The organism is Paenibacillus cremeus (assembly GCF_007786445.1).
GTDB lineage: Bacteria > Bacillota > Bacilli > Paenibacillales > NBRC-103111 > Paenibacillus_G > Paenibacillus_G cremeus.
The window spans coordinates 42,650-68,038 of sequence record NZ_VNJI01000023.1 but is presented as its reverse complement, the minus strand read 5'-3'; the positions used below and the strand labels follow the sequence as shown (position 1 = coordinate 68,038).

The following is a 25,389-nucleotide window of genomic DNA, read 5'->3' as shown; positions in this document are numbered from 1 at the left end:
ATTGTTAACAGCATGAAATGTTTATCAAGTTAAGGCCCTGTAGACCACTGCCCTCTTCGACAGCAGCTGCAGGGCTTTTTTTTATTCATACATTTTCAAGCTGGATCAAAGGCTAAAATCCTAGAATTGCACATTGACAAAGGGACTCTGCGTGCATTACATTTAAACTAAAGGGAAAGCGCTTAACCAAGAAACTCCGAATTGAGAGGAGCAAATGTTACCCATGACTACGATTCGCTTAACAATGGCTCAAGCATTACTGCAATTTTTGAATAACCAATACATCGAGATCGACGGTGTCGAGCACAAATGCTTCAAAGGCGTGATGGGCATCTTCGGACACGGCAACGTGACGGGGCTGGGGCAGGCGCTGGAGCAATATAAGGACGAAATTCATTTTATCCAAGGCAAAAACGAGCAAGGTATGGCACATGCGGCCATCGCGTATGCGAAGCAAAAGAACAGGCTCGAAATGTTCGCCTGCACCTCGTCGATCGGACCAGGCGCTTTGAACATGGTGACGGCGGCCGGTGTGGCAACCGTGAACCGCATTCCGCTGCTGCTCTTGCCAGGCGACATCTTCGCCAGCCGCCAGCCGGACCCGGTGCTTCAGCAGGTGGAATACCCGATGGATTACACGATGACAGCGAACGATGCGTTCAAGCCGGTCAGCAAGTATTGGGATCGGATCAATCGTCCGGAGCAGCTGATGACGGCCGCCATCAACGCAATGCGTGTGCTGACGGATCCAGCAGAGACAGGAGCGGTGACGCTGTGTCTGCCACAGGATGTCCAGTGCGAAGCGTATGATTATCCGGAGTCGTTCCTCGCGAAGCGGGTGCACCATTTGGACCGCAAGCCAGTGGCTACAGCGGCACTGAGCCGTGTAACCGAGCTGCTGCGCGGCAAGAAAAGACCGCTCCTCATTGCAGGCGGCGGTGTACATTACTCCCTAGCGACGGAGGAAGTAAAACAATTCGCTGAAGAATTCAACATTCCGGTCGTAGAAACGCAAGCGGGCAAAAGCGCCATCTCCTGGAAGCATCCGCTCGGCTTTGGCGGCGTGGGCGTTACAGGGACGTTTCCTGCGAACCGCTTGGCAGCGGAAGCCGATGTCATTATCGCGGTAGGCACGCGCTTGCAGGACTTTTCAACCGCTTCCAAGACCGCCTTCCGCAACCCGGACGTCGAGTTCATCAACATCAACGTCAGCCAGCTGGACGCTTACAAGATGGACGGCGCTTCGCTCGTAGCGGACGCGAAGGAAGCGATTACAGCTCTGTCGGTAGCGTTGAAGCAAGCTGGCGGCTATACGACGGCGTACACGGCAGAAGAGCTGGGCGCGCTGAAACAGGAATGGGATGCCGAAGTGGACCGCTTGTATTCGATCGAGGCAGAGCAAGGCTTGGCGCAAACTCGCGTACTGGGCGAGATCAACGGCTTCATCGGCGAGCGCGATGTCATCGTGTGCGCGGCAGGCAGCATGCCTGGCGATCTGCACCGCGTATGGCGCGTGACGCAGCCGAAGACCTACCATCTGGAATACGGCTTCTCCTGCATGGGCTATGAAGTATCCGGCGCGTTCGGCGTCAGTCTGGCGGAGCCGGATCGCGTGGTGTACGCGCTGGTCGGCGACGGCAGTTACCTGATGCTCCACTCCGAGCTGGTCACGAGCCTCCAGGAAGGCAGCAAAATGACAGTGCTCCTGCTCGACAACCATGGCTTCCAATGCATCCACAACCTGCAGCGGGGCCACGGCAGCGAAGGCTTCGGCAACGAGTTCCGCTCCCGCGCGGAAGCGACGAACCAGCTGTCCGGCGGCTTCATGCCGATTGATTTTGCAGCACATGCCCGCAGCATGGGGGCCAAAGCGTACACCGTTCATACGGTAGCGGAGCTGCAGGAAGCACTCGCGAAGGCGAAGCAAGAGACGGTCACAACATTGATTGATATCAAGGTACTGCCAGGCACGAACACCGACGGCTACGATTCCTGGTGGCACGTAGGCGTGGCGGCAGTCGCCGAGTCCGATAAAGTCAACCGCTCCTACGAACAGCTGCAAAGCAAGCTGCGTACAGCGAAACCATACTAAACGGAGGCCAACCATCCAATGAAGAACGTACATTTCGGGATTTCCGCGATTAACTGGGTCAACGAAGACATTTTGGAGATGGGAGACAACTACACGGCGGAAGAAGTGCTCACGGATATGTCCAGCCTGGGCTTTGAAGGCACGGAATTTTGCCGCAAGTTCCCTCGCGATGTCGAGCAGCTGAAGCAGCTCATGAGCAGCAAAAGCATGGTGCTCACCTCGCAATGGAAATCGGTACACTTCAGCGATCCGTCCAAGCGCGAAGAAGAGCTGCAAGCGTTTCGCGAGCATGCGGACTTTCTCAACGCCATGGGCTGCAAGTACGTTGTTACCTGCGAAACGGGCAATGCCTTCGAGGACTTGACCAAAAACTCCGTCCGCGTCGAGCCGCTGACCGATGAGCAATGGAAGCACATGGTCGACGGTCTGCATCAAGCGGGCAGCTATTGCAAAGAGCTGGGCATGAAGCTCGTCTATCACTATCACGGCGAGACGGTCGTGGAGAGCCGCGAAGAAATCGATCGCCTCATGAAGTCTACCGATCCGGAGCTGGTCCACATGCTGTACGATACTGGCCACGCGTACTTCGGTGGCAGTGATCCGCTCGAGCTGCTCCAAACCTACTACGACCGCATCGCTTACATTCATCTGAAGGATATCCGCCAAGCGGTGCTGGATGAAAAACGCGCGGAAGGCTACCGCTTCCGGGACGCCGTTCGCAAAGGCGTGTTCACCGTTCCAGGCGACGGATGCATCGACTTTGTTCCAATCTTTGCCGAGCTGAAGGCGCGCGGCTACGAAGGCTGGATGATCGTCGAGGCAGAGCAGGATCCAACCATCGCCAATCCGGTAGAGTATGCACGTAAAGCAAAAGTTTACCTTGATGAGGTTTCGGCATAATCATTTATTTTATCAAAAGGTGAGGTAGTGGAATCCATGGAAAAGTTGAATGTCGGCATCATCGGCGCGGGAAGAATCGGCAGACTTCACGCGGAGCACTTGAGCAGAAACGCTCAGGTTCATGTGCAAACGATCTCGGACATGTTCGTAACGGAAGAGCTGCAAGGCTGGGCGACCCGCCTCGGCATCTCCAACGTGACGCAAAATTATAAAGACATCATCGAAGATCCATCCATTCAAGCGGTGTTCATTTGCTCCTCGACGAATACGCACGTGCCGTTCATTACGGAAGCGGCTCAAGCGGGCAAGCACATTTTTTGCGAAAAGCCGATCAGTCTGGATTACCGTCAAACGATGGGGGCGCTGGAAGCCGTAAAGGCAGCAGGCGTAGTGCTCCAAACCGGCTTCAACCGCCGTTTCGACCATAACTTCAAGCGTGTGCGCGAGCTCGTCCAAACGGGCAAAATCGGCGATGCGCATCTGATCAAGATTACGTCCCGCGACCCGGCTCCGCCGAACCCGGACTACATCAAAGTATCCGGCGGCCTGTTCATGGACATGGCGATTCACGACTTCGATATGGCCCGCTACCTGTCCGGCAGCGAAGTGACGGAAGTGTACGCGCAAGGCGCGGTACTGGTCGATCCGGTCATCGGCGAGCTCGGCGACATCGACACGGCGATCATCTCGCTGCGCTTCGAGAACGGCGCAATGGGCGTCATCGACAACAGCCGCAAAGCGGTGTATGGCTACGATCAACGCGTAGAAGTGTTTGGCTCCGAAGGCAGTGTTGCCGTAAACAACGACTACCCGAACACGGCTGAAATCAGCACGAAGGATTCGGTGTACCGCGATAATCCGAAATTCTTTTTCCTGGAACGCTACCATGAATCGTATATCGATGAGACACGTCAATTTATCGAATGCATCCTGACAGGCAGCAATCAAGTGCCGGTCGACGGGTTCGATGCGCTGCAGGCGGAGCGGATTGCTTTTGCGGCGAAGAAATCGATGCTCGAAGGCCGTCCGGTCAAGCTGCACGAGATCAATTAAAAGGAGCTGAGCTTCATCATGGCCAAATCGAACCTGATCGTGCCTAGCGCTTCCGTACCGAATGCGGACGGCCAAGTGCTGAGCATTACGCCTCAATCGGCAGGCTGGGACTACGTCGGCTTTGAAGTGTATCGCCTGCAAACCGGCCAAACGCTGACTCGCGAGACCGGGTCGGAGGAAGTATGTCTGGTGCTGATCTCGGGACTGGCGAACGTTGCCACAGCGAAGGAAAAATGGGAGCGGATCGGCGAGCGGATGAGCGTGTTCGAGCAAAAGCCTCCGTATTCCGTTTACGTCCCGAACGCGGACCACTACGTGCTGGAAGCTGTAACTGATGTGGAAGTGGCGGTGTGCAAAGCGCCTGGCAAGGGAACGTATCCTGCACGCCTGATCGCACCGTCCGAGATCACCCCGGAAGTGCGCGGTAAAGGCAATGCCGAGCGGTACATTCATAACATTTTGCCGGAAAATCAGCCAGCAGACAGCCTGCTCGTGGTGGAAGTGTTTACCCCGAACGGCCATTGGTCCAGCTACCCGCCGCATAAGCATGACAAGAACAACCTGCCGGTGGAATCCTACTTGGAAGAAACCTATTACCATAAAGTCCAGCCGGAGCACGGATTTGCGATTCAGCGCGTGTACAACGACGACCGGACGCTGGATGAGACGTTAGCCGTTCGCAACGGCGAGGCTGTCCTCGTGCCGGAAGGCTACCATCCGGTATCGGCGCCTCCAGGCTACGATGTGTACTACTTGAACGTGATGGCCGGACCGGTGCGCACCTGGAAGTTCTACAACGATCCGGATCACGAGTGGATTTTTAAAGAGTGGACGAAGTAAGCTCCATTTCAAATTCGAGGAGGATTCGAACCTATGAGCTTGATTACCTTTGAGCAGGACCGCCCTATGGATTTTATCGGCTTGGGCCGTCTGTGCATTGATTTGAACGCGAATGAAATTCACCGTCCCATGGAAGAAACCCGGACGTTCACCAAATATGTCGGGGGCTCCCCGGCTAACATCACGATTGCGATCGCCCAGCTCGGTTTGAAAGCTGGCTTCATCGGACGCGTGTCCGACGACCAGCACGGCCGTTTTATCACGCATTACCTCACAGAAAAAGGTATCGATACGTCCAGCGTCATTACGGACAAGTCGGGCAGCGTAACGGGTCTGGCGTTTACCGAAATCAAGTCGCCGACAGATTGCAGTATTCTAATGTACCGCGACAACGTGGCGGACCTGAAGCTGGAGACGGGTGACGTGAGCGAGGAGTACATCCGCAATGCGAAGGCGATCATGATCTCCGGTACGGCGCTGGCCAAGAGCCCATCCCGTGAAGCGGTGTTCAAAGCGGTCGAGCTGGCGCGCAAGCACAAGGTCGTCGTGTTCTTCGACATCGACTATCGTCCATGGACTTGGACATCGAAAGACGAAGTCGGCATCTACTGCAGCCTGATCGCTGAGAAAAGCGATGTCATTCTCGGCGGCCGCGAAGAATTCGACCTGCTCGAGGCTCCTTTCGGTCCTCTGGAGAAGGATGATCGCAAAACGGCGGACCGCTGGCTCGCGCATCAAGCGAAGATCGTGCTCGTGAAGCACGGCGGCGATGGTTCGATTGCTTTTACCAAGGATGGACAAAGCTTCAAAGGCAAGATCTTCCCAGCGAGAAATGTGGTAAAAACGTTCGGAGCGGGCGATTCGTTCGCAGGTGCGTTTATTTACGGCATGATGCAGGGCTGGAATATTGATCGCTGCCAAGAGTTTGGCGCGGCCTCCGCATCGATCGTCGTGCAGAGCCACAGCTGCTCGGATGCGATGCCGACGGCAGAGCAAATTCAAGAGCACATCGATAGCTACAAATAGACTAGGATTGTAAGGGAGAGGGAAACTATGCTAGTCACGTTAAAGGAAATGGCCGATCAAGCGGCAGATAAGCATTACGCGGTGCCGGCCTTCAACATATTCGGTTACGAAGACATTCTCCCGGTGGTGCAGGCTGCGGAAGCGATGAAAGCGCCGGTCATTCTGGCTGCTAACCTAGTGGCGGTCAAGCACATGCCGACTCCGTTCCTGGCGCCGCTGATGGTGCAAGCTGCGAAGCAAGCGTCCGTACCGGTCTGCGTTCATTTGGATCACGGAAAAAACCTGGAGTCCTGCATCGAAGCGATCGAGCACGGCTTCAGCTCCGTCATGTACGACGGCTCCCAGCTGCCGCTGGAAGAGAACATTCGCCGCACGAAGGAAATCGCCGATTATGCGCACAAGCATGGCGTTTCCATCGAAGCCGAAATCGGCTCGGTCGGCTACAGCGATCCATCGATCCAGATGAAGCACATGCTGTCCGATCCGGAGGAAGTGGAGATCTTCGTCCGTGAAACGGGCATTGACGCGGTGGCCATCTCGGTAGGCACCGTGCACCGGATGGAGGAGCAGGCGGCGAGCATCGACTTTGACCTGCTGCAGCGCATTCAAGACCGTGTCAGCATTCCGCTTGTCATCCACGGCTCCAGCGGCGTGCCGGATGATCAGCTGCGCAAGCTGACCACGTATCGCGTAGCGAAAATCAACATCGGAACCGCGCTGCGGATGGCGTTTGGCGCCTCGCTGCGTGCGGAAATCGAGAGCAAACCGAAGGAATTCGACCGCATTGCGCTATTCCAAGCGCCGATGCAGGCGGTATTCGAAACGGCGAAAAATAAGTTTTCCATTCTAGGCTTCTAAGGAGCGATAAACATGACGGGTCCACAAACCTTGAGAAACTATATCGGGGGAGAATGGGTAGAAGCGACCTCCGGTCGTACCGAAGCGGTTCCCAACCCTGCAACAGGGGAAACGCTGGCCATCGTGCCGCTCTCCTCGAAGGAAGACGTAAACAACGCGGTGGCAGCAGCGAAAGCGGCTTTCGCGCAGTGGAAGCAAGTGGCGGTACCTCGCCGAGCTAGAATTTTGTTCAAATACCAGCAGCTGCTGGTGGAGCATTGGGACGAGCTGGCGAAGCTGGTCACGCAAGAAAACGGCAAAAGCCTCGGCGAAGCGTACGGTGAAGTACAGCGCGGGATCGAGTGCGTAGAGTTCGCCGCAGGTGCACCAACGTTGATGATGGGCAGCACGCTGCCGGACATCGCGACAGGCATCGAATCGAACTTCCACCGCTATCCGGTCGGCGTGGTTGGCGGCATTACGCCGTTCAACTTCCCGATGATGGTGCCGTGCTGGATGTACCCGCTGGCGATCGCTTGCGGCAACACGTTCGTGCTCAAGCCGTCTGAGCGTACACCGGTGCTGGCTTGCCGTCTGGCGGAGCTGTTCACCGAAGCCGGCTTGCCGGCTGGCGTACTGAACATCGTCCATGGCGCGCATGACGTGGTGAACGGCTTGCTCGAAAGCCCGGATGTAGCTGCTATCTCCTTCGTTGGCTCCCAGCCGGTGGCGGAGTACGTTTACAAAACCGCAGCAGCTCATGGCAAACGGGTACAAGCGCTGGCTGGCGCGAAGAACCATTCCATCGTCATGCCGGATGCGAACCTTGATCTCGCGGTCAAAGAAATCATCAACGCGTCCTTCGGCTCCGCAGGCGAGCGCTGTATGGCGACCTCCGTTGTCGTGGCCGTCGGCAACGTGGCTGACGAGCTGGTTGCACGCCTCACGGAGGCGGCGAAAGCCATCTCGATCGGCAACGGCTTGGACGAGGGCGTATTCTTGGGTCCAGTGATCCGGGATTCGGCCAAAGCACGTACGCTTAGCTACATCGAAGCGGGCGAGCAGGAAGGCGCGCAGCTGCTGCTGGACGGACGCCAAGTAGAAGCGGCGGGCGGCTGCGGATACTTTGTCGGCCCGACGATCTTCGATAACGTAAAAGAGGGCATGAAAATTTGGAAGGACGAAATTTTCGCACCGGTTCTGTCGGTCGTTCGCGTAGAAACGCTCGACGAAGCGATCGAAATCGCCAACCGCTCCGAGTTTGCCAACGGCGGCGTTTTGTTCACGGACAGTGCGAAGGCGATTCGCCACTACCGCGAAAATATCGATGCGGGGATGCTCGGAATTAACGTCGGCGTACCGGCACCGATGGCGTTCTTCCCGTTCTCCGGCTACAAGAAGTCGTTCTACGGCGATCTGCATGCCAACGGCAAAGACGGCGTAGAGTTCTACACCCGCAAAAAAATGATGGTAGCGCGCTACTAAGCCGTTACTGCATAACATAAAAACAGCCTGCACCAACGAATGAAAATTCGTCGGTGCAGGCTGTTTTTATTACTTCGACTTCTTCTTTGCAGCGGATCGGCCCTGCTTCTTCGGATCATCCGACGGCGGCGCCGCCTCTTGAGATCCATTCGGTTTGATGTGCTCGGCCATTTTGTGCTCCTCCTTATGATTGATCCAAAACGCCAGTGGTTTCCTGTGACGCCATTTGCTTTTGCGCTTCCGCTACCTCATTGCGTTCATGCTCGAACTCGTCGGATTCGCTGAAGGACTGGGCGTCCGGCGGCGGTTGGTTTTGGGATACGGGATTTGACTTTGTCGGCATGTACATTACCCTCTCGATTTTGCTTCGTCACTTCACTTCAGATCGCAGCCTTACGGACACTATCGTTCCACAGATTAGAAGTAATCATTCCTAAACGTTCATTCTATGAATCATTAGCCAAATAAAAAAAAGGGACCCGCTCCTCAATTGAGCGAATCCCTCCATAACGTTAATTACTTACACTTGTCCCTGACGAACGGCCGCTGCCGCCCGGCAAAACTTCTCCAGCGCGTCCTGTAGCGTCCTTCGCGTGCAGGCGAGGTTGATCCGCAGGTAACCCTGCGCCTCCGTACCGAACACCGAGCCTTCGCTGAAGGCGACCTTCGCTTGCTCGAACATGAGCGCCTTGAGCTGTTTCACATCGAGGCCTAGACCGCGGCAGTCGATCCACAGCAGGTACGTTCCTTCCGGACGCATCGGCTTCACTTCCGGCAAATGCTCGCTTAAGTAATTGCTGGCATACTCCATATTCCCGTAAATGTACGGAATCAGCTCGTCCAGCCATGCGTCGCCTTCGTTAAAGGCCGCTTCCACCGCGCACGGAACGAAGAAGTTCGTCATGTGCAGGGACAGCGTTTTGAGGCGCTTATCGAACGTCCGCTTGAACTCAGGGTTCGAGCTGACGGCAAACGAAGCGTGAAGGCTTGGCATGTTGAACGTTTTGCTTGGAGCAAGCAGCGTTACCGTCAGGTTCGCAATCTCCTTAGATAACGAGGCGAATGGCGTATAAGGATGACCTTCGAACGTCATATCGCAATGAATCTCATCGGAAATGACCGTTACGCCGTGCTTCAAGATCAGCTCGCCAAGGCGCTCCAGATCCTCACGCGTCCAGACGCGACCGCCCGGATTGTGCGGGTTGCACAGCAGCAGCAGCTTCGCCCCGCCTTGCATGAGCTCCTCTAGATGAGCATAGTCCATCTCGTAGCGTCCGTTCTGCAGCAGCAGCGGATTTTTCGCGACGACGCGGCCGTTATCCTTGATCACATCGTAGAACGGATAATACACCGGCGATTGCAAAATGACCTGGCTGCCCGGCTCGCTGAACAAATCCACCGCTAAGCTCAGCGAGGTGACGATGCCCGGGGAATCGGAAATCCACTCCGGTTGGATCGTCCAGTGGTGGCGCCGCTGGAACCAGCTGGTAATCGCCTTATAATAATCCTCGGATTTAATCGTATAACCGTAAACTCCTAGGGAAGCGCGTTTTTCCAGCGCCGCCTTGACGGCGGGCGGACCTTCAAAGTCCATATCTGCGACCCACAAAGGTACAATGTCACTGCTGCCGAACAGCTTCTCGGATTGGTCCCACTTGTAAGAATTCGTATTCCGCCGATTGATTTCGCGGTCAAAATTATGTGTCACCCTCATCACCTCATCAAATTGCGTATTCTTATTATTGTACCATGTTTTGTCGAAAAGGACGATTCCGCCGAAAAATTTCGCCCTTCTGGTCAGATGTCCATACCGTACTTCGTCTCGGTCATATACTGTTACAGAAGCGGAGGACAGCAGCCACTGCTTAATATTAAAGAGGGAGTGAATGAAATGGGCGGCTATGGAGGCGGTTTTACCTCGACTGGTGTAATTTTGGTACTGTATATCCTCTTGGTGATTGTACTTTGCGCAGGCTTTTTCTGCATCTAAGATGTCAAGGCTGGAAGGAACGGCTGTCCGATACGGACGGCCGTTTTTTCATTTCAAATTCATTTGCTCGGCTCGCGCTTCGAGCGGTAGGTGGTCGGGTTGTCTCCGAAGGCGGCGGTGAATTGCTTGGTAAAATAAAACGGGCTGCGGAACCCGACCTCCTCCGCCACTTCCGCCACGAGCAGCGTCGTATGCTCCAGCAGCCGTGCGGCATGGCGCAAACGAAGCTGAAGCAGCGTATCCATTACGGCATCGCCGGTCTGCTCGCGAAACAAATGTGACAGGCGGGAGGGCGATAGCAGCACGCGTCGGGCGAGGGACTCGATGGTGTGCGTCTCTTTCAAATGTGAGCTCAAATACTGCAAAACCTCCTCGATCCGGGGGTCCATATGGACAGGCTGCTGGCTCATGCGGGCAAGGAGCAAGAGGATTTCTTCCATCGCGCCCAGCGTCAGACGGCGCTGGAAGTAGTCCGATGCCTTATCCAAGCTGTATTGAAGCAGCCGCTGAAAAGCGGTTAAGATGCGCTCAAAGGTTAATTTGTGCTCGACCTGAAATTGCAGCAGAGGGTGCGTAGACTCACTGCCGGAAGGTGTTCGCAGCAGGTCGGACCACTCCGGCTCCGGAATGAAATGGACCCAGTAAAACTCCCAGCGATACCCCTCGGGGGTGTAATAATGATGCGGGGTTCCCGGCGGAAGTACAATGACATCCCCCTCGCGGCACGTGATCGTGCGGCCGTCCAAGCGGTACTCGCCCTGCCCGGAAATCGTAAAGGTCAGCAGCCAGTCTCGGGTGCCCCTGGGCCGAACCGTGGCGTATCCGAAGGGCTCGTTGAAATGGCCGGCGACCAAAATGCCAGGTGAAGAATACACCGGATTGGAAGCAGGATTGTTATGGTTTTCAGCCACTCTATTCATTCCCCCTCGCTATAGTTTCATTTTATAATAAGGGCAAGAGATCAGCTATATCAAGAGGAATCGAGGAGGAACGGGAATGATTACTAGACCGCTGGGCGGCGTACTGACGAAGGAAGAAATACAGCAGTTTCGTGAAGAAGGATTTTATGTGGCGAAAGGGTTGTTCAAGGAGGAAGTGGAGCAGCTGCGGAATCATTTTATGCAGATGCATGCGGCTGGACCGATCAAAGGATACTTTCATCCCCTGACAGCGGAAGAAGCGAATGGAGACATTCTGAAGCAGTATCCGCGCATCATGCATCCGCACCGGTTTGATGACTTGTCCATGCAGTATATGATTGATCCGCGTGTGATGAACATCTTGGCCGATCTGTATGGGGAGGAGCCGCTGGCGGCGCAGAGCATGTTCTACTTCAAGCCGCCGGGTGCCAAAGGACAGGCGCTGCATCAGGACAACTTTTATCTGAAGGTGGAGCCGGGGACGTGTATTGCCGCTTGGACGGCGGTGGATGGGGCCGATGAGGAGAACGGCGGCCTGTTCGTGGTGCCGAAATCCAATATGCTGGACATTCAGTGCCCGCACCGTGCCGATCCGGCGGTATCCTTTACACGCGAAGAGGTCGATGTCCCAGAAGGTCTGCAGGCAGTACCTGTGATCATGGAAGCGGGCGATGTGCTGTTCTTTAACGGAAGTGCTATTCACGGCTCGTATCCGAACACGTCGGCGGACCGATTCCGACGCGCATTTATTTGTCACTATGCGAACGCATCGGCGACGAAGATCTCAGGTCATTACAAGCCGATGTATCATGCCGACGGTGCTGTGGTGCAGGGGATGGAGGACAATCACGATGGCGGGCCTTGCGGGACGGAGTACGCGGTGGGGATTCATTAAAGGAGTGCCGAAGTGATTCAGGTGATGTAAAAGAAAGCCCTATGGTTGTGAGGAAGCAAGCCTCGGATCATAGGGTTTTTCGCGTTGGAAAAGCGTTGAACGGGGGCGGATTGTGATTAGGTTTTTGGAAAAATAATGAAGCAGGAGGAAACAGTTGACTTTGATAATGATAACCATTATCATTTAATTAGTTGAGAATCATTATCGTTATACATAATCCATTTTGGTGAAGAGGTGTTGAAGCAATGGCGTCGCTGTTGATCGTTGGTGCAGATCATTTGGGGAATATCCCGGACCATTTGGCGGATCTCGGGTTTGATGATGTCGTCCATTTATCCGGGCGGAAATGTCAGATGACGAAGAAGGGGATTCCCGACAAAGTCGACGCCGTGCTGGTGCTCACGGATTTTGTGAACCATAATTTGACCAAGGTAATCAAGCAGCAGGCCAAGGAGCAGGAGGTACCGATCTTCTATGCTAAACGCTCCTGGTGCTCGGTGAAAAAGGCGCTCTGCTCTTGTGCGGACGAGTGCGAATGGCTGAAGAGGGGCGGCATCCAGTAAATTAATGGTTGACAATTGACATCGCTGAGCCTGATGTAATCGTTGCAACTAATCTTGTTGGGCCGACTTCATCCAGCCTTTCCCTCCTATAGCTGGAGCTTGTCCAGTACCTGCTCTACCTTGCGAAGATGGGCGGCCATGCGGGTCTTTGCCAGCGCAGCATCGCCTACGCTGATCGCCTCCACAATCGCCAAGTGCTCCTCGGACAAGCGGGCGGCTTCGCTCTGCTCCGCGAACAGCCATAAGCGGCGGCTCTCCCGGATCGCAGGGCCCATCGTCAGAAACAGCGATTCCAGCATCCGCTCCAGCAGCGCATTTCCGGAGGCGTTCGCCACGGCCAGGTGAAACCGGACATCGCTTGCTTCCAACGCTTCTTCCTCGTGCTCGGCGGTCATTTCCAAAATCCCCTTCATGACTTGCAGCTGCTCCTCCGACTTTCGTACCGCGGCCATTGCCGCACTCTCCGTCTCCAGAATATACCGCAGCTCAAGCCACTGCTTCAGCTGCTGCACATTGCCGATCTCCGGCGCCGCGATATGCAGCGTGTCGTGCTTCTTGAGCACGAACGTGCCTCCCCCATGCTTGACATCCACCCAGCCGTGCGCTTTCAAGGACATCAGCGCTTCGCGGATCGTAGATCGGCCCACGCCGTGCAGAACAGCCAGCTGTTCGACGGACGGCAGCCGCGAGCCCACCGCCCATTCGCCTTGGATGATTTGATCGCGCAGCGTGTCGGCGATCACTTCGTATGCTTTTCGAATCATGAGCGGGTCTCCAATCCCAAGCCTTTGCCTTTGTAATGGTACGGCTATTGTACCATGTTTGGCAGGGAAAGCCAGTGAGTCAGGAGAATCGGGCGGATGGAAGCCTTTTAATTGGTAGACGCTAAAAATGGGGCTATGCTATAATAAAGTCATCAGATGACCTGATTACCAAGAGGGAGGCGTTTCGCTTGTTATCACCATCCATACGCGAAGAACTGATTGCCATTGTTGGAGCCAAATGGTTCCGTGACGATACCGAATCTTTAGTATCCTACAGCTATGATGCCACGCCGCTGTATCAATCGATGCCGGACGGGGTTATTTTTCCTTCGTCAACAGAAGAAGTATCGGCGATTATGAAGGTTTGCGCCAAGCACAAAATTCCCGTTGTCACTCGGGGAGCGGGCAGTAATCTGTGCGCTGGCGTCGTGCCGCTGCATGGCGGGATCGTGCTCGTGATGACGCGGATGAATCGCCTGATCGAGATTGATCAGGACAATTTGACGGCCACGTTCCAGACGGGGCTGAACACGAAGCAGTTTCATATGGCGGTGGAGGATACCGGGCTGTTCTACCCTCCGGATCCGAGCAGCATGATCATTTGCACGATGGGCGGCAATATTGCGCTGGGTGCGGGCGGACTGCGCGGACTGAAGTACGGCACGACCAAGGATTACGTAATCGGCCTGGAAGCGGTGCTGGCGAACGGGGACATTATTCGCACCGGGGGCAAGCTGGTGAAGGATGTGGCCGGCTATGATCTGACTCGTCTGCTCGTGGGCTCCGGCGGGACGCTCGCTGTGATGACCGAAGCGACGGTGAAGCTGGTGCCGAAGCCGGCGTACCGTCGCGCGATGCTGGCGATTTTCAGCGACCTGCCTGCGTCGGCTCGAGCGGTATCGCAAATTATTGCGAACCGGATTACGCCCTGTACGCTCGAGTTTATGGATCAAGCGACCATCAAGGTTGTAGAAGCCTTCGCAAAAATCGGGCTGCCGGTCGAGGCGGAAGCGATTCTCGCGATTGAGCAGGACGGGGATGAGGCGCAGGTTGAGAAGGATTTGAAGCTGATCGAGCAGGTGTGCCTGCAGGCTGGCGCGATTCAGGTGAAGGTGGCGGCCACGCCGGAGGAAGGCGCGAAGGTGATGGAAGCGCGGCGGAACGCGCTGGCGGCGCTGTCCCGTCTGCGGCCGACGACGATTCTCGAGGACGCCACGGTGCCGCGGTCGAAGCTGGCGGACATGGTGCTGGAGGTGCAGCGCATTGCGGCCAAGTATAACGTGCAGATTTGTACGTTTGGGCATGCCGGCGACGGCAACCTGCACCCGACGGCGATGACCGACGCCCGGGACGAGGAAGAAATTCATCGCGTGGAGCAGGCGTTTGCGGACATTTTTGATGCAGCGATCAAGCTCGGCGGGACGATTACCGGTGAGCACGGCGTTGGGCATGTGAAGGCGCCTTATCTGGAGTGGAAGGTCGGTGCTACGGGCATCGACATTATGAAGCGGCTTAAAGCTGCGTTCGATCCGGATGGGCTGCTGAATCCAGGCAAGCTGTTTGCGGAGACAAAGAAACGGATCGTATTCAAGCAGCCGGAAGAAGCTGGCGCGGCCGAAGCTTCTGCGGCGGCTGGCGAGAAGGAGGGCGTGTAGCATGGCGGTAGCGAATCCTAAACAGCTGGCGGAGCACTTGAAGCTGAATCTTGATACCGATCAGCTGACGAACTGTATGCGCTGCGGCTTTTGCCAGACGGCCTGTCCGACGTTCCAGGAGACAGGGCTGGAGGCGGCTTCGCCGCGCGGAAGAATTGCGCTCATGAAGGCGGTCTACGATGGCAAAATGGAGCCGGATGCGCTATTTCAATCGCAGATGGATCTCTGCCTCGGCTGCCGCGCCTGTGAGCCGGCCTGTCCTTCGGACGTGAAGTACGGCCAGCTGATTGAGCAGACCCGCGAATCGATCGCCTCGGTGGCCGAATATTCGTGGCCGGTGAAGCGGATTCGCCGTCTGTTCATGGAGCAGCTGTTTCCGAACCACGGCCGGATGCGTCTGGTGGGCAGCCTGCTCAAGGCGTACCAGGCGGGTGGCCTGCAGAAGCTGGCGCACGCGGTGGGCGTGATGAAGCTGTTCCCGCAGCATATGCGGGAGATGGAAGCGATTCTCCCCGAGGCGTCGGGCGACGGCGTCATCCGCCGCTGGGAGAAGCATGGTTTGCCTGCGCGCTGGGAGCAGGCAGAAGGCACGGGGCAGCCGGTGCTGGTCATCCCGGCCGTCGGCGAGAGCCTCGGCCGGGCCGGCCTCTTCCGCGGCTGCATCATGGATGTACTGTTCACGGAAACGAACGTGAACACGGTGAAGCTGCTCCGCTTGGCGGGCTACGAGGTCGTCATTCCGACCTCCCAGACCTGCTGCGGAGCCTTGCACGCGCACGCCGGCGAGACGGGCTCGGCCCGCCGACTCGCGGAGCAAAACATCGCAGCCTTCGCAGGCGCACACGTCGACTTCGTCGTGAGCAATGCCGGCGGTTGCGGCGCCAGCTTGAAGGAGGTGGACCACCTCCTTCATGGCGAACCGGCGGCGGTGGCATTCGCCGCCCAAGTGCGCGACGTGTCGGAACTCCTCATCGAGGGACGGCCGCTGCCACTGCGCCAAGACAGCGGCGCTGCGCACGTCACGGCGACGTACCAGGACTCGTGCCATCTGCGCAACGTGATGCGCGTGTCCTCGCCGCCGCGTCAGCTGATTGCGCAAATGCCTGGCGTGAAGCTGCAGGAGCTGCAAGGCGCAGACCGCTGCTGCGGCTCGGCGGGCATCTACAACCTGACGCAGCCGGAGATGTCGACCGATGTGCTCGATCATAAGATGGAGCACGTGGAGAAAACGCGGGCGCAGGTGATTCTGACCGCGAATCCGGGCTGTCTGCTGCAGATGAAGTGGGGCGTGCACCGTCACGGCAAGAGTGGCGAGATGGAAGCGATGCATCTGGTCGATTTCCTCGCGGAAGCGGTGGAGCGGTAAAAATAGAGCGGGGGGATAGAGGAACGATGTGTTCCTTTATCTCCCCGTTTGGTTTATCGCGCTCCGGCCGGCATTCGCGACACCGCGTGAACGCTGGGCGTATCCGTGGGCCGACGGCCGACGGAGTGAAATTTCCAAATTTAAGGCATAAAATCATTCACGGCATGAAGTTTTTTAGACCCAAGCGGACAAACCCTTGTATAATAGAAGTACCCGACCATCGACATATCGAACCTAAGGGTGAGGAGAAGGGACTTCATGAAGAAATTTATGTTAGGTCTGATCTGCGGTGCAGCTTTGACAGCGACGACCACGATCTATGCAGCGGATGACATTAAAGCGCTGTTGTTTCCGGTTAAATTTCAGTTCAATGGAGAAAGCAAGGAGTATGGCTCGCGGTTTGCCGTGTTAAATTATGATGGGCACACGTATGTGCCGGTCCGGTTCATGGCCGACAATCTGGGGGCGGGAGCCGCCTTCGATAAGGACACGAACACGATCACCGTCGTCTCCGAGCCTAAGACGGGGAGCGATGCGGAGCGCAAGGTGTGGGCCGTGATGTACCGGCTGGAGCGGGGCATGGAGGGGAAGGACGTCAGGAAGGTGCTCGGCGATCCGACATCGCTCACCTATCTGGACAGCTCACGGCAGCAGGTGTGGCGCTACGATTTGGGTGCGAAAGCCGGCTATCAATCGGGCGGCTTGACGGCCGATACGACCGGGCTGGACAAAGGGGACCTCGACGCCCAGCTCTTCATCAAATGGTCGCCCGGCGGTCTGGTGGACCGGTATGATCTCTGGTATGTGAAGAAAGGCGCGGACGGTTCGCGCAGTATTTATACGTACATCGTCTATCCGGACGGCTCGACTGCCGGGGCGAAATATGAGTAAGGGATTCTATCTGGGAGTGTGCTTCGTATGACATCGATATCGCAAGCAAAACGGTACATCGTCTGTTTGGGCGAGCTGTTGATTGATTTTGTGCCGGAGGTCAGCGGGCAGCCGCTGAGCGACGTCGCGGCCTTTCGGAAGGCGGCGGGCGGCGCGCCGGCCAATGTGGCGGCTGCGGTCGCGAAGCTGGGCGGCGCTTCCCGGTTCATCGGGAAGGTCGGACGCGACGCGTTCGGGCAGTTTTTGCGCGGCACGCTGGAGGCCGCGGGGGTGGAGGCTCGGCTTGCCGTGACGGACACGGCGCAGACGGGCCTGGCCTTTGTTTCGCTCCGCGAGGATGGCGAGCGGGACTTTTTGTTTTACCGCGCGCCGGCGGCGGACATGCTGCTGGAGGCGCAGGAGCTCGACGCCGCGTGGTTCGCAGACGCGGCGGTGTATCACTTTGGCTCGGTGTCGCTGATCGCCGAGCCGAGCCGTTCGGCCACGCTGGAAGGGGCCCGCAGGACACGGGAGGCCGGAGGCCTCGTGTCCTATGACCCCAACCTGCGGCCGGCGCTTTGGCCCGACGCGGACACCATGCGTCGGGAAGCCCTGGCCCACATCGGGGCGGCCGATGTGGTGAAGGTGGGCGAGGAGGAGCTGCGCTTCCTCGCCGAAACCGACGACGCCGCCGAGGCGGAGCGGCGTCTGCTGGCGCGCGGCACGCAGGCGCTCGTCGTCACGCTGGGCAGCGAGGGCTGCCGCGTCGTGACGTCGAGCCGTGCCGGCGAGGTCGTGTCCATCACTGTATCGGGAGTGCCGGTACAGGCTGTGGACACGACGGGTGCGGGCGACAGCTTCGTAGGTGCGATGCTGCATGGGCTCGTGCAGCGCGGCATCACCCCGACTCGGCTCGCCGAGTGCCTCGCCGATGAAGCAACCGTGCGCGGGCTGTTCGCCTTCGCCAATCGGGTCGGGGCGATCACCACGACCCGGCGGGGCGCGATTCCCGCGCTGCCGACCCTCGCCGAAGTGGAAGCCTTCGGCGGTGAAGCTTAAACCAAACAAACAAGCTCAAGCGATGGATTATCCAATTCGCTTGAGCTTGTTTTAATTACGATGAACCTTCTAAACGGGAGATGACCTGATCGGTCCATTCCCCTTGCGGGTCTGCGAGCAGGGTGTCCCAGCCGAGCCGGGCGGCCTGCTGGAGATTTTTCTCCTGATCGTCGACAAACAGGATGACCCCATTCCCGTTCCCTTGCAGCTGGGCGGCCGCCGCCTCGAAAATGCCCGGGTGCGGCTTGCAGCAGCCGACTTGACTCGAAAGGGTGATGCTGCGCAAATACGCTTGAACCGAAGCAAGCCCTGGAGCGACCCACGCTGAAAGGTGGTTGCTGAGCAGATGAATATCTGCGACCTGGCTCCAGCCGGCAAGAAGGTCCAGCGCGGGCAGTGGCTTGAGGTTGTCCTGCAGCAGCCGGCGAGCGAGGGCTTCTCCCATCGCAGGGGCCTGCTCGCCCAGCCAGCGCCAAAAATCGGCCTCCGGCATCGATCCCGGCCAGAGCTTGTCCCGCACCTCTTGTTTATACCGCAATTGCAGGGCTTCCGGCGCAAGTTCGGCTTGAGCGGCCGCCTGCTGCCAGAAGCGGGGGGAGAAGTTCGTGAGTAATACGCCGCCGATATCCAGAACGAGCTGCGGCTTGGATGAAATGGATGACATGAATAAGTCCCTCCCTCTCGTCGGATTTCCCTATCGTACCATAAATGGGCTGGGAATGAGGGAGCAGCTACGGTTTTTCTTTGCTTTCCCAAGCCGGAGCATAGTAAAATAAAATCAGCTGTGACATCCAAAAATATCCAGATAATTGGAGTGGAGTCTATGCCAATTTCAACGATTTTTATGGTCATGGTCATGATCGTGGTGGTGCTCGTCGTTGTTAGTACGATCACACGGGTAATTAGGGGCGATTCGTCTTCACGGCATGCCCGGCATACCCGGCCCGGAAACAGACATGCGCATGGGGATAACGGCTCCACATTTTTATGGAACAGCGATGGTGACTCGCATGAGCGATCTCATCATCATCATCATCATCATCATCACAATCATCACGGCCATCATCATCATTCCAATGACAGCGGGCATCACGGGCACAGCCATTCCGATTCGGGCGGTCACAGCGGCGGCAGTGACGGGGGAAGCTCGGGCGGCGACAGCGGAGGCGGGGATGGCGGCGGCGGAGGAGGAGATTAAACCACATGAACGAAACGAGCCGAGAGGCCATTTTAGAGCAAGCGAGACAATGGGTTAGGAAAGAGCTGGAGCGCGACAGCAGCGGCCACGATTGGTGGCACATTGCACGGGTGACGAAGATGGCGAAGCGGCTTGCCGCCGGGGAAGAGGCCGATCTGTACGTGTGCGAGCTGGCGGCACTTCTGCATGATATTGCGGACGAGAAGCTGAATCCCAGCAAGGAAGCGGGACTTCAGAAGGTGGAGACTTGGCTGGAGCAAGCCCGGGTGACACAAGAGGATCGTACGCATATTATGGACATCATCTCGACTATGTCCTTTTCAGGTGGACAAGGGAAGCCGATGAGCACGCTGGAGGGACGAGTGGTGCAGGACGCTGACCGCTTGGACGCGATCGGAGCGATCGGTATTGGCCGCACCTTTGCCTATGGAGGCTGGAAGGGCCGACTCATGCACAATCCGGAGCTGCCGCCTCGGGAGCAGATGACCGTCGAGCAGTACCGCAGCGAGGGGGGAACGGCGATCAATCATTTTTACGAGAAGCTGCTGAAGCTCAAGGATCTTATGAACACGAACGCCGCCCGCGCGGTTGCGGAGGAACGACATCGCTATATGGAGCTGTTTTTGGAGCAGTTTTACCGGGAGTGGGATGCGGAGGATGCGGCTGACGTGTAAAAGACAGTCGCGGACATGGATGAAATCGGGGAGGGCCAAAGACGTGACGATCAAAGCGGTGCTGTTTGATTTTGATGGGACACTGGCCGATACGCTGCCGTTGTCTTTTCTTGCCTTTCAGTCGGTGTTCCGGCAGTATGACCGCAGGGAGCTGTCGACGGAGGAGCTGGTGGCGAGGTTCGGGCCGACGGAAGACGGGATCATTCGGGGACATTTGAACAACCAGGAGCAGGTCGAGGAAGCGATTCGAATGTATTATCGGTTGTATGGGGAAGGGCACAGCCAGCATGTGCACGCCGTACCGGCCATCCACGAAATGCTGGACGAGCTGCGTGCAGCGAATTTGAAGCTGGGCATCATCACCGGAAAAAGCCGAGAGGCGTTCCAAATCTCCGCGGAGGCACTGCAGCTGTCCCCTTATTTTGATGTGGTGGTGACGGGAGACGATGTGGTGTCGCCTAAACCGCACCCGGAGGGCCTTCTTAGAGCACTGGCGAAGCTGGGTGTCCGACCGGAAGAAGCTGTGTTTATCGGGGACAGCAGCGCCGATATTGCCGCAGGCCAAGCCGCCGAGGTGCGGACCTTTGGGGCACACTGGCTGCCGACGCATCAAAGCTCCATTTTCGCAGTGGCGCCGGAGCGCGTTTTTACGGACGTGGAATCGTTCGTGCAGCTTATACTTGCGCAAGGGGACGGGGCACCGCACCGGTGGCTCGATTGGGCCAAGCAGCTGCAAGCGATTGCCCAGACCGGACTGACGTACGTAAAGGATGTGTACGATCGGGAGCGGTACGAGGCACTCCGCGAGATCAGCGTGGAGATCATGGAGCAGTATACGCTGGCGGGCGAAGACGTCATCCGAATGGCGTTTGCCAATGAGACGGGTTACGCTACACCGAAGGTGGATGTTCGCGGAGTTGTATTCCAGAACAACCACATTTTATTGGTCAGGGAGAAGGCTGATGGCGCTTGGGCGCTGCCGGGCGGCTGGGCCGATATCGGGTACTCCCCTTCGGAGATCGCGGTGAAGGAGGTGCGGGAGGAAGCGGGCTTCGAAGTGGAAGCAGTGAAGCTGCTGGCCGTCCTGGACAAAAAATTTCACGATCACCCGCCCAGTCCATACCACGTGTACAAGCTGTTCATATTATGCCGCATCGTCGGAGGATCGGCGCTTGGCGGAGTGGAAACGAGCGAGGTAGGCTTTTTCGCTGAAGATGATCTGCCTCCTTTATCGGTGGAGCGCAATACGGAGAAGCAGCTTCACTTGATGTTTGAGTACCTGCGAAATCTCGACAAGGGAGTCCTTTTGGACTAGGTATGGAGTAGGATTAGACGCCAAATGTAACGCTGGAGAAGAACGTCCGACACCGGACGTTTTTGCATTTTTAAACCGCTCAGGCAAGCCAAAACAAGGGTAAGCGCTTCCCATAAGGCCTTCGTCGAAATCCGCGAAAAGTATGCGAAAATACGACAAAACTTCTTATTTTTCACCCGTATACCGAATTTCCATTTTCATGTAGAATGAACAAGGGTTAGGGGTTCCTACATTATTCCACCATGAAGGGATGTTACCGTATACGTGAAGAACATGTTATTCGAAAAATTCACATTCGTCGAAAGCCAATGCACTAATCCTCAGGATGCCGTCATTATACGTTTAATTATGGAAGGCCTTGAGATTCAAGATCTGGTGCATCTGAAGAAGGATTCGCTGGATGCCGATAATCGTATGCTTACGATCGCGGACGGCTATGGCTCGCACAGAAAGTATTCCATTTCCAAACGCTGCGCGGAGCTGTTTCAAAAAGCCGTGAACCAAACGAATTACAACATCCATCACGGGTATCAACCAAATCGGCCGACTTCCGTCAATCTGCGAAACAGCAATCATCTGATCAAAGTGTCCAACCAGGATTTCATCGCCAATGAAAGCATGATTACGGATATGGATTCGGTCCTTTTGCGAACGATATATAGCCGACTGCGCAAGCTGGCTGAGTTTTTCTCCATCCCAGAGCTTGCGTATTTATCGACAATGAAGGTGAGAGAGCAAGAACCGGCGCTTGCTTAAAGCAAAGAGAGGGGCAACCCTCTCTTTTTTCGTGCCGCGGGAAAATGCTGCGCCGTCCGGCTCCGACACCTCGAGCAGCCCCAGCGGCCACTGAAGAAAAATAATCCAAACGGCCTTGCGTGCTACCCCCTGAACCGACCTCACCGTTTCGAAGCAGTATAGCAACATGAGCTTGGGAACGGGCAAGGGAGGGTCAGGGATGAGCTTGGTCAATTGCAGAGGCTGCGGCAAACTGCAGCTCGGGAGCGCCGAGGTGTTGTGCAGTGACTGTCTCCGGGGGCGAATCGAGCAATCGCATCGAGTCAAAAGCTACCTGCGGGAGCATCCCCAGGCCACGGTGATGGAGCTGTGCGCACACACGGGTCTGCCGCTCAGCACGATTCATGAGATGGTGAAACGGGTGTAACGTTTAGCGGAAGCTAGGGCTCTCGCTAAGGTTGAATCAATACAAATAAGGGGTGATAAAGGAACGCGTGGTTCCTCTATCACCCTTTTTGTCGCACGAACGCCTGCGTTTCCGCATCCCCTTGTCCCTTGAGCCGTTGCCCAATACGTTCTGCTCAATACCCGCAAGCCCGGTCCCATGCGTAATTCGCAGCTGCGCCATTTACTGTATGAGGTCATCCGGCAGCTGCATGAGGCGGAAGCCTCGGAGGGGGGCATGAGTGGGATGCAGAGAGGCTGCGAGTAAGGATGGCGGAGCTGGGGAGTACGCTCGAAATCGGGCTTGTCCCTTTCGAGCATATGGCGAATGGACGCGTCTGGGAGGAAGCGGATTTGTTGTTACAGGAACTGCCGGTGGAGGAGGATGAGGAGTGGACTTTGTTGACGCTTCTAGCCAACTCAAGCAGCTTAATTAGACGCTGCCTGCCGCCTGAGCGAGAAGAGGCATTGAAGCGTCTGCTGGCTGATCTACCATCGCAGCCTCAGCGCAGCGATAGGCTAGCCCTGCTGCGACAAGCGGAGCGTTTGGTGCTGCTGTCATATGCCGTCATTTTGTGGTATCGCTGGCGTCAATCCGCATCCTTCCCACCGGGACTCCGTGGAGTCGCGATCAATTCCGTGGGGTGGGTGGACTACAAGCACCTGTGGTTCGCTGAGCCGCCGTCCCTTTAAGCGGCTCAGCGCAGCATTCGCTTAATTCGTCCCGTCTTTTTCCGGAGGATTTCCATTTCCGCTCGGACTGCCGTTACTTCCATTACTCCCGTTCCCGCCGTTACCATTATTGCCTCCGTTCCCGCCATTCCCTCCATTGCCGTCAGTTCCGCCGTTTGTGCCGTTTGCGCCATATTTCCCGTTGCCGTTAAACAGCGTCTCCGTCAAGGCACGCAGCTTGTCGAGCACCTTCCCGTAGCCGAAGCCGACGAGGAAGGCAATGCCCATTTTGGCCTCCGGGGTGTCGGCGGTTTGCAGCAGCATAATACCGCTGTGAAACAGGATAATCGTGACGACGGCGACCCCGGCGCATTTGATCGGGCGCAGGAGGTACCATACGACCCACCGTTCGGTGATGTTATCGTAATATTCGTGAAACAGCCGCAGCGCATACAGCGTGCCCCCGATGGCTCCGGCCAGCGCGTAATAAGCGTATTCCTCCACGACAGAGAGCTCTACGCCCCACCAATACTTGACCGTACCGCTTTTGATCATTCCGATGAGCCAGAACGACCCGACGAACCAGCCAATCAAATAGACCAGCACGAGAAGCTTGTACCATTGATTCCGCGTTAGCATGCGAACCGCCTACCTTGCTTGTTCTGATACTTCAGCATATGTAATAAAGCCTCTAGAGGTGTGGATGCAGGCGAGCTATTTCATTTTACTTTACTTTGGTAATGCGTTAATGTACTATTTGGTTATCGCGATAAAGAACCGTTCTGCAAAAGTCATCTATCACACTACCAAGGAGCTGTTACCATGAGCGAATCAAAATCAATCCATCCATCCAACAAACAAGAGCAAGCTAAAGGGCAAGAGCCGGTGGAAGCACGTCAGGCACTGAAGCAGATGAAGCCATATTCGCCGGGTAAGCCGATCTGGGAGGTGCAGGCGGAGCTGGGGCTGGACCGGGTCATCAAGCTGGCCTCCAACGAGAATCCGCTGGGCGCGTCGCCCAAGGCGGTAGAGGCGGTGCAGCGCTTCTTGGGCGAAGTGCACCGGTACCCGGATGCGGGTGCTGTCCGATTAAGGCAGGCACTGGCCGAGCAGCTGGAGCTGTCGCCGGAGCAGCTGATCGTCACCAATGGCGGGGACGAGCTGTTGACGCTGATGTCGGAAGCGTTTCTGGAAGAGGGCGACGAGATCGTGGCGCCTACGCCTACGTTTAGCGAGTACGAATTCGGAGCCTCGCTTATGGGAGCGGTCACCGTTAGCGTGCCTTTTGAGGAGGGCTTCCGCTACAACATTGACACCCTCTTGGAAGCGGTGACCGAGCGAACGAAGTTCGTGTGCATCTGCTCGCCGAACAATCCGACGGGCACGTACCTGCCGCGTAACGAGCTGCTGAGGCTGCTGGAAGCCTTGCCTTCACGCGTGCTGGTCGTCTATGACGCGGCCTACAGTCACTATGCGACCGCCAACGATTATACGGACGGTATGGAATTCGTGCGCAGCGGCTATCCGATTCTCGTGGTCCAGACGTTCTCCAAAATTTTCGGCCTAGCCGGCATTCGCGTCGGTTTCGGTGCGGCGTCGGAGGCGGTCATTCGCAGCATTTTGCAGGTGAAGGAGCCGTTCAACGTCAACGCGCTGGCCCAGGTGGCTGCTAGCGGCGCGATCACGGACCGGGCTCATATCGAGGCCTCGCGGAGGGTAAATACGGAGGGGAGGCAGTGGCTGTATCAGGCGCTGGACACACTGGGACTTTCCTATACGGAGAGCATGAGCAACTTCGTGCTGGTCGAGCTCGGGAGCGGTGCGCAGCAAATCTACGAGCGCCTGATGCGCAAAGGCATCATCGTCCGGTACGGCGCCATCTGGGGCCTGCCGCAGTGCGTTCGGGTGACCGTAGGAACCGAGGAGGAGAACCGCCTATTCATCTCGGCGCTGTCCGAAGTGCTGCAGGAGACTCGGACGGAGCTGAAGCCGGTCCAATAATGGCTGCAGCCTGCATTAGACAACCCTAAACCGGA

At 56.8% G+C, this 25,389-nt stretch carries 27 protein-coding genes; 21 read left to right on the top strand and 6 right to left on the bottom strand.

From position 1 onward, the window contains the following. The first annotated feature begins 223 nt into the window (after positions 1–223). The 7 genes from iolD to FPZ49_RS18630 are packed head-to-tail and all read left to right on the top strand — an operon-like array spanning position 224 to position 8,233. Positions 224–2,092, top strand: coding sequence for a 3D-(3,5/4)-trihydroxycyclohexane-1,2-dione acylhydrolase (decyclizing) (iolD, locus tag FPZ49_RS18660; RefSeq protein ID WP_144849743.1), 1,869 nt, complete (start codon positions 224–226; stop codon positions 2,090–2,092). Between the two features lie 18 nt (positions 2,093–2,110). Next, the gene (iolE, locus tag FPZ49_RS18655; RefSeq protein WP_144849741.1) at positions 2,111–2,992 is read left to right on the top strand and encodes a myo-inosose-2 dehydratase; all 882 of its coding nucleotides are present in this window, start codon (positions 2,111–2,113) and stop codon (positions 2,990–2,992) included. A gap of 36 nt (positions 2,993–3,028) precedes the next feature. Next, positions 3,029–4,045: an inositol 2-dehydrogenase gene (gene iolG / locus FPZ49_RS18650; RefSeq protein ID WP_144849739.1), complete on the top strand. Its 1,017-nt coding sequence runs from the start codon at positions 3,029–3,031 to the stop codon at positions 4,043–4,045. Between the two features lie 18 nt (positions 4,046–4,063). Continuing rightward, positions 4,064–4,885: a 5-deoxy-glucuronate isomerase gene (iolB, locus tag FPZ49_RS18645; RefSeq protein WP_144849737.1), complete on the top strand. Its 822-nt coding sequence runs from the start codon at positions 4,064–4,066 to the stop codon at positions 4,883–4,885. 33 nt (positions 4,886–4,918) lie between these two features. After that, the gene (gene iolC / locus FPZ49_RS18640; protein ID WP_144849735.1) at positions 4,919–5,911 is read left to right on the top strand and encodes a 5-dehydro-2-deoxygluconokinase; all 993 of its coding nucleotides are present in this window, start codon (positions 4,919–4,921) and stop codon (positions 5,909–5,911) included. Between the two features lie 27 nt (positions 5,912–5,938). After that, positions 5,939–6,769: a class II fructose-bisphosphate aldolase gene (locus FPZ49_RS18635; RefSeq protein ID WP_144849733.1), complete on the top strand. Its 831-nt coding sequence runs from the start codon at positions 5,939–5,941 to the stop codon at positions 6,767–6,769. 12 nt (positions 6,770–6,781) lie between these two features. Further along, complete coding sequence (locus FPZ49_RS18630) at positions 6,782–8,233, top strand: CoA-acylating methylmalonate-semialdehyde dehydrogenase (RefSeq protein ID WP_144849731.1); 1,452 nt, start codon at positions 6,782–6,784, stop codon at positions 8,231–8,233. Between the two features lie 184 nt (positions 8,234–8,417). On the opposite strand, the gene FPZ49_RS35805 is transcribed toward FPZ49_RS18630, so the two are convergent. Both FPZ49_RS35805 and FPZ49_RS18625 read right to left on the bottom strand, forming a co-directional pair. Continuing rightward, on the bottom strand, positions 8,418–8,576 hold the full coding sequence (locus FPZ49_RS35805; protein WP_186445905.1) for a hypothetical protein: 159 nt from the start codon (positions 8,574–8,576) through the stop codon (positions 8,418–8,420). Positions 8,577–8,753: 177 nt separating this feature from the next. Next, on the bottom strand, positions 8,754–9,941 hold the full coding sequence (locus FPZ49_RS18625) for a MalY/PatB family protein (RefSeq protein ID WP_144849729.1): 1,188 nt from the start codon (positions 9,939–9,941) through the stop codon (positions 8,754–8,756). Between the two features lie 183 nt (positions 9,942–10,124). On the opposite strand from FPZ49_RS18625, the gene FPZ49_RS36860 reads away from it, so the two are divergent. Further along, positions 10,125–10,223 (top strand): YjcZ family sporulation protein, encoded by a 99-nt coding sequence (locus tag FPZ49_RS36860; protein ID WP_261381483.1) that lies wholly within the window; start codon positions 10,125–10,127, stop codon positions 10,221–10,223. Positions 10,224–10,282: 59 nt separating this feature from the next. Here FPZ49_RS36860 and FPZ49_RS18620 read toward each other — a convergent pair whose 3' ends face one another. After that, a complete protein-coding gene (locus FPZ49_RS18620; protein ID WP_186445904.1) occupies positions 10,283–11,134 on the bottom strand; it encodes a helix-turn-helix domain-containing protein in 852 nt (283 codons plus the stop codon). A gap of 85 nt (positions 11,135–11,219) precedes the next feature. Between FPZ49_RS18620 and FPZ49_RS18615 the strand changes: the two genes are divergently transcribed. Further along, positions 11,220–12,038, top strand: coding sequence for a phytanoyl-CoA dioxygenase family protein (locus tag FPZ49_RS18615; RefSeq protein WP_144849725.1), 819 nt, complete (start codon positions 11,220–11,222; stop codon positions 12,036–12,038). 245 nt (positions 12,039–12,283) lie between these two features. Then, the gene (locus FPZ49_RS18610) at positions 12,284–12,601 is read left to right on the top strand and encodes a DUF2325 domain-containing protein (protein ID WP_144849723.1); all 318 of its coding nucleotides are present in this window, start codon (positions 12,284–12,286) and stop codon (positions 12,599–12,601) included. Between the two features lie 86 nt (positions 12,602–12,687). On the opposite strand, the gene FPZ49_RS18605 is transcribed toward FPZ49_RS18610, so the two are convergent. Then, positions 12,688–13,365, bottom strand: a complete 678-nt coding sequence (locus FPZ49_RS18605; protein WP_144849721.1) for a FadR/GntR family transcriptional regulator — start codon at positions 13,363–13,365, stop codon at positions 12,688–12,690. Between the two features lie 188 nt (positions 13,366–13,553). Here FPZ49_RS18605 and FPZ49_RS18600 point away from each other — a divergent pair, with 188 nt between their 5' ends. The 4 genes from FPZ49_RS18600 to FPZ49_RS18585 all read left to right on the top strand — a co-directional run bounded on the left by FPZ49_RS18600 (position 13,554) and on the right by FPZ49_RS18585 (position 18,315). Then, positions 13,554–15,020 (top strand): FAD-binding oxidoreductase, encoded by a 1,467-nt coding sequence (locus FPZ49_RS18600; RefSeq protein ID WP_144849719.1) that lies wholly within the window; start codon positions 13,554–13,556, stop codon positions 15,018–15,020. 1 nt (position 15,021) lies between these two features. Next, positions 15,022–16,386, top strand: a complete 1,365-nt coding sequence (locus FPZ49_RS18595) for a (Fe-S)-binding protein (RefSeq protein WP_144849796.1) — start codon at positions 15,022–15,024, stop codon at positions 16,384–16,386. A gap of 258 nt (positions 16,387–16,644) precedes the next feature. Continuing rightward, on the top strand, positions 16,645–17,277 hold the full coding sequence (locus FPZ49_RS18590) for a stalk domain-containing protein (RefSeq protein ID WP_144849717.1): 633 nt from the start codon (positions 16,645–16,647) through the stop codon (positions 17,275–17,277). Positions 17,278–17,304: 27 nt separating this feature from the next. Continuing rightward, positions 17,305–18,315: a PfkB family carbohydrate kinase gene (locus FPZ49_RS18585; protein WP_144849715.1), complete on the top strand. Its 1,011-nt coding sequence runs from the start codon at positions 17,305–17,307 to the stop codon at positions 18,313–18,315. A gap of 55 nt (positions 18,316–18,370) precedes the next feature. Here FPZ49_RS18585 and FPZ49_RS18580 read toward each other — a convergent pair whose 3' ends face one another. Beyond that, on the bottom strand, positions 18,371–18,979 hold the full coding sequence (locus FPZ49_RS18580; protein ID WP_144849713.1) for an HAD family hydrolase: 609 nt from the start codon (positions 18,977–18,979) through the stop codon (positions 18,371–18,373). Positions 18,980–19,138: 159 nt separating this feature from the next. Between FPZ49_RS18580 and FPZ49_RS35800 the strand changes: the two genes are divergently transcribed. The 6 genes from FPZ49_RS35800 (at position 19,139) to FPZ49_RS18550 (ending at position 23,374) form a co-directional block, all read left to right on the top strand. Then, positions 19,139–19,513: a hypothetical protein gene (locus FPZ49_RS35800; protein ID WP_186445902.1), complete on the top strand. Its 375-nt coding sequence runs from the start codon at positions 19,139–19,141 to the stop codon at positions 19,511–19,513. A 5-nt stretch (positions 19,514–19,518) separates the two neighbouring features. Beyond that, a complete protein-coding gene (locus tag FPZ49_RS18570; protein WP_144849711.1) occupies positions 19,519–20,187 on the top strand; it encodes an HD domain-containing protein in 669 nt (222 codons plus the stop codon). Between the two features lie 43 nt (positions 20,188–20,230). After that, the gene (locus FPZ49_RS37285) at positions 20,231–21,502 is read left to right on the top strand and encodes an NUDIX hydrolase N-terminal domain-containing protein (RefSeq protein ID WP_315899191.1); all 1,272 of its coding nucleotides are present in this window, start codon (positions 20,231–20,233) and stop codon (positions 21,500–21,502) included. Positions 21,503–21,766: 264 nt separating this feature from the next. Further along, a complete protein-coding gene (locus tag FPZ49_RS18560) occupies positions 21,767–22,258 on the top strand; it encodes a hypothetical protein (RefSeq protein ID WP_144849709.1) in 492 nt (163 codons plus the stop codon). Between the two features lie 199 nt (positions 22,259–22,457). Next, positions 22,458–22,664, top strand: a complete 207-nt coding sequence (locus FPZ49_RS18555; protein ID WP_186445901.1) for a helix-turn-helix domain-containing protein — start codon at positions 22,458–22,460, stop codon at positions 22,662–22,664. Positions 22,665–22,951: 287 nt separating this feature from the next. Next, entirely contained in the window at positions 22,952–23,374 is a 423-nt protein-coding gene (locus FPZ49_RS18550) for a hypothetical protein (RefSeq protein WP_144849705.1), read from the top strand. 21 nt (positions 23,375–23,395) lie between these two features. Here the strand turns inward: FPZ49_RS18550 and FPZ49_RS18545 are convergent, their stop codons facing one another. Next, the gene (locus tag FPZ49_RS18545; protein WP_261381481.1) at positions 23,396–23,992 is read right to left on the bottom strand and encodes a hypothetical protein; all 597 of its coding nucleotides are present in this window, start codon (positions 23,990–23,992) and stop codon (positions 23,396–23,398) included. A gap of 183 nt (positions 23,993–24,175) precedes the next feature. On the opposite strand from FPZ49_RS18545, the gene hisC reads away from it, so the two are divergent. Further along, entirely contained in the window at positions 24,176–25,354 is a 1,179-nt protein-coding gene (gene hisC / locus FPZ49_RS18540; protein ID WP_144849703.1) for a histidinol-phosphate transaminase, read from the top strand. Positions 25,355–25,389: the final 35 nt, after the last annotated feature.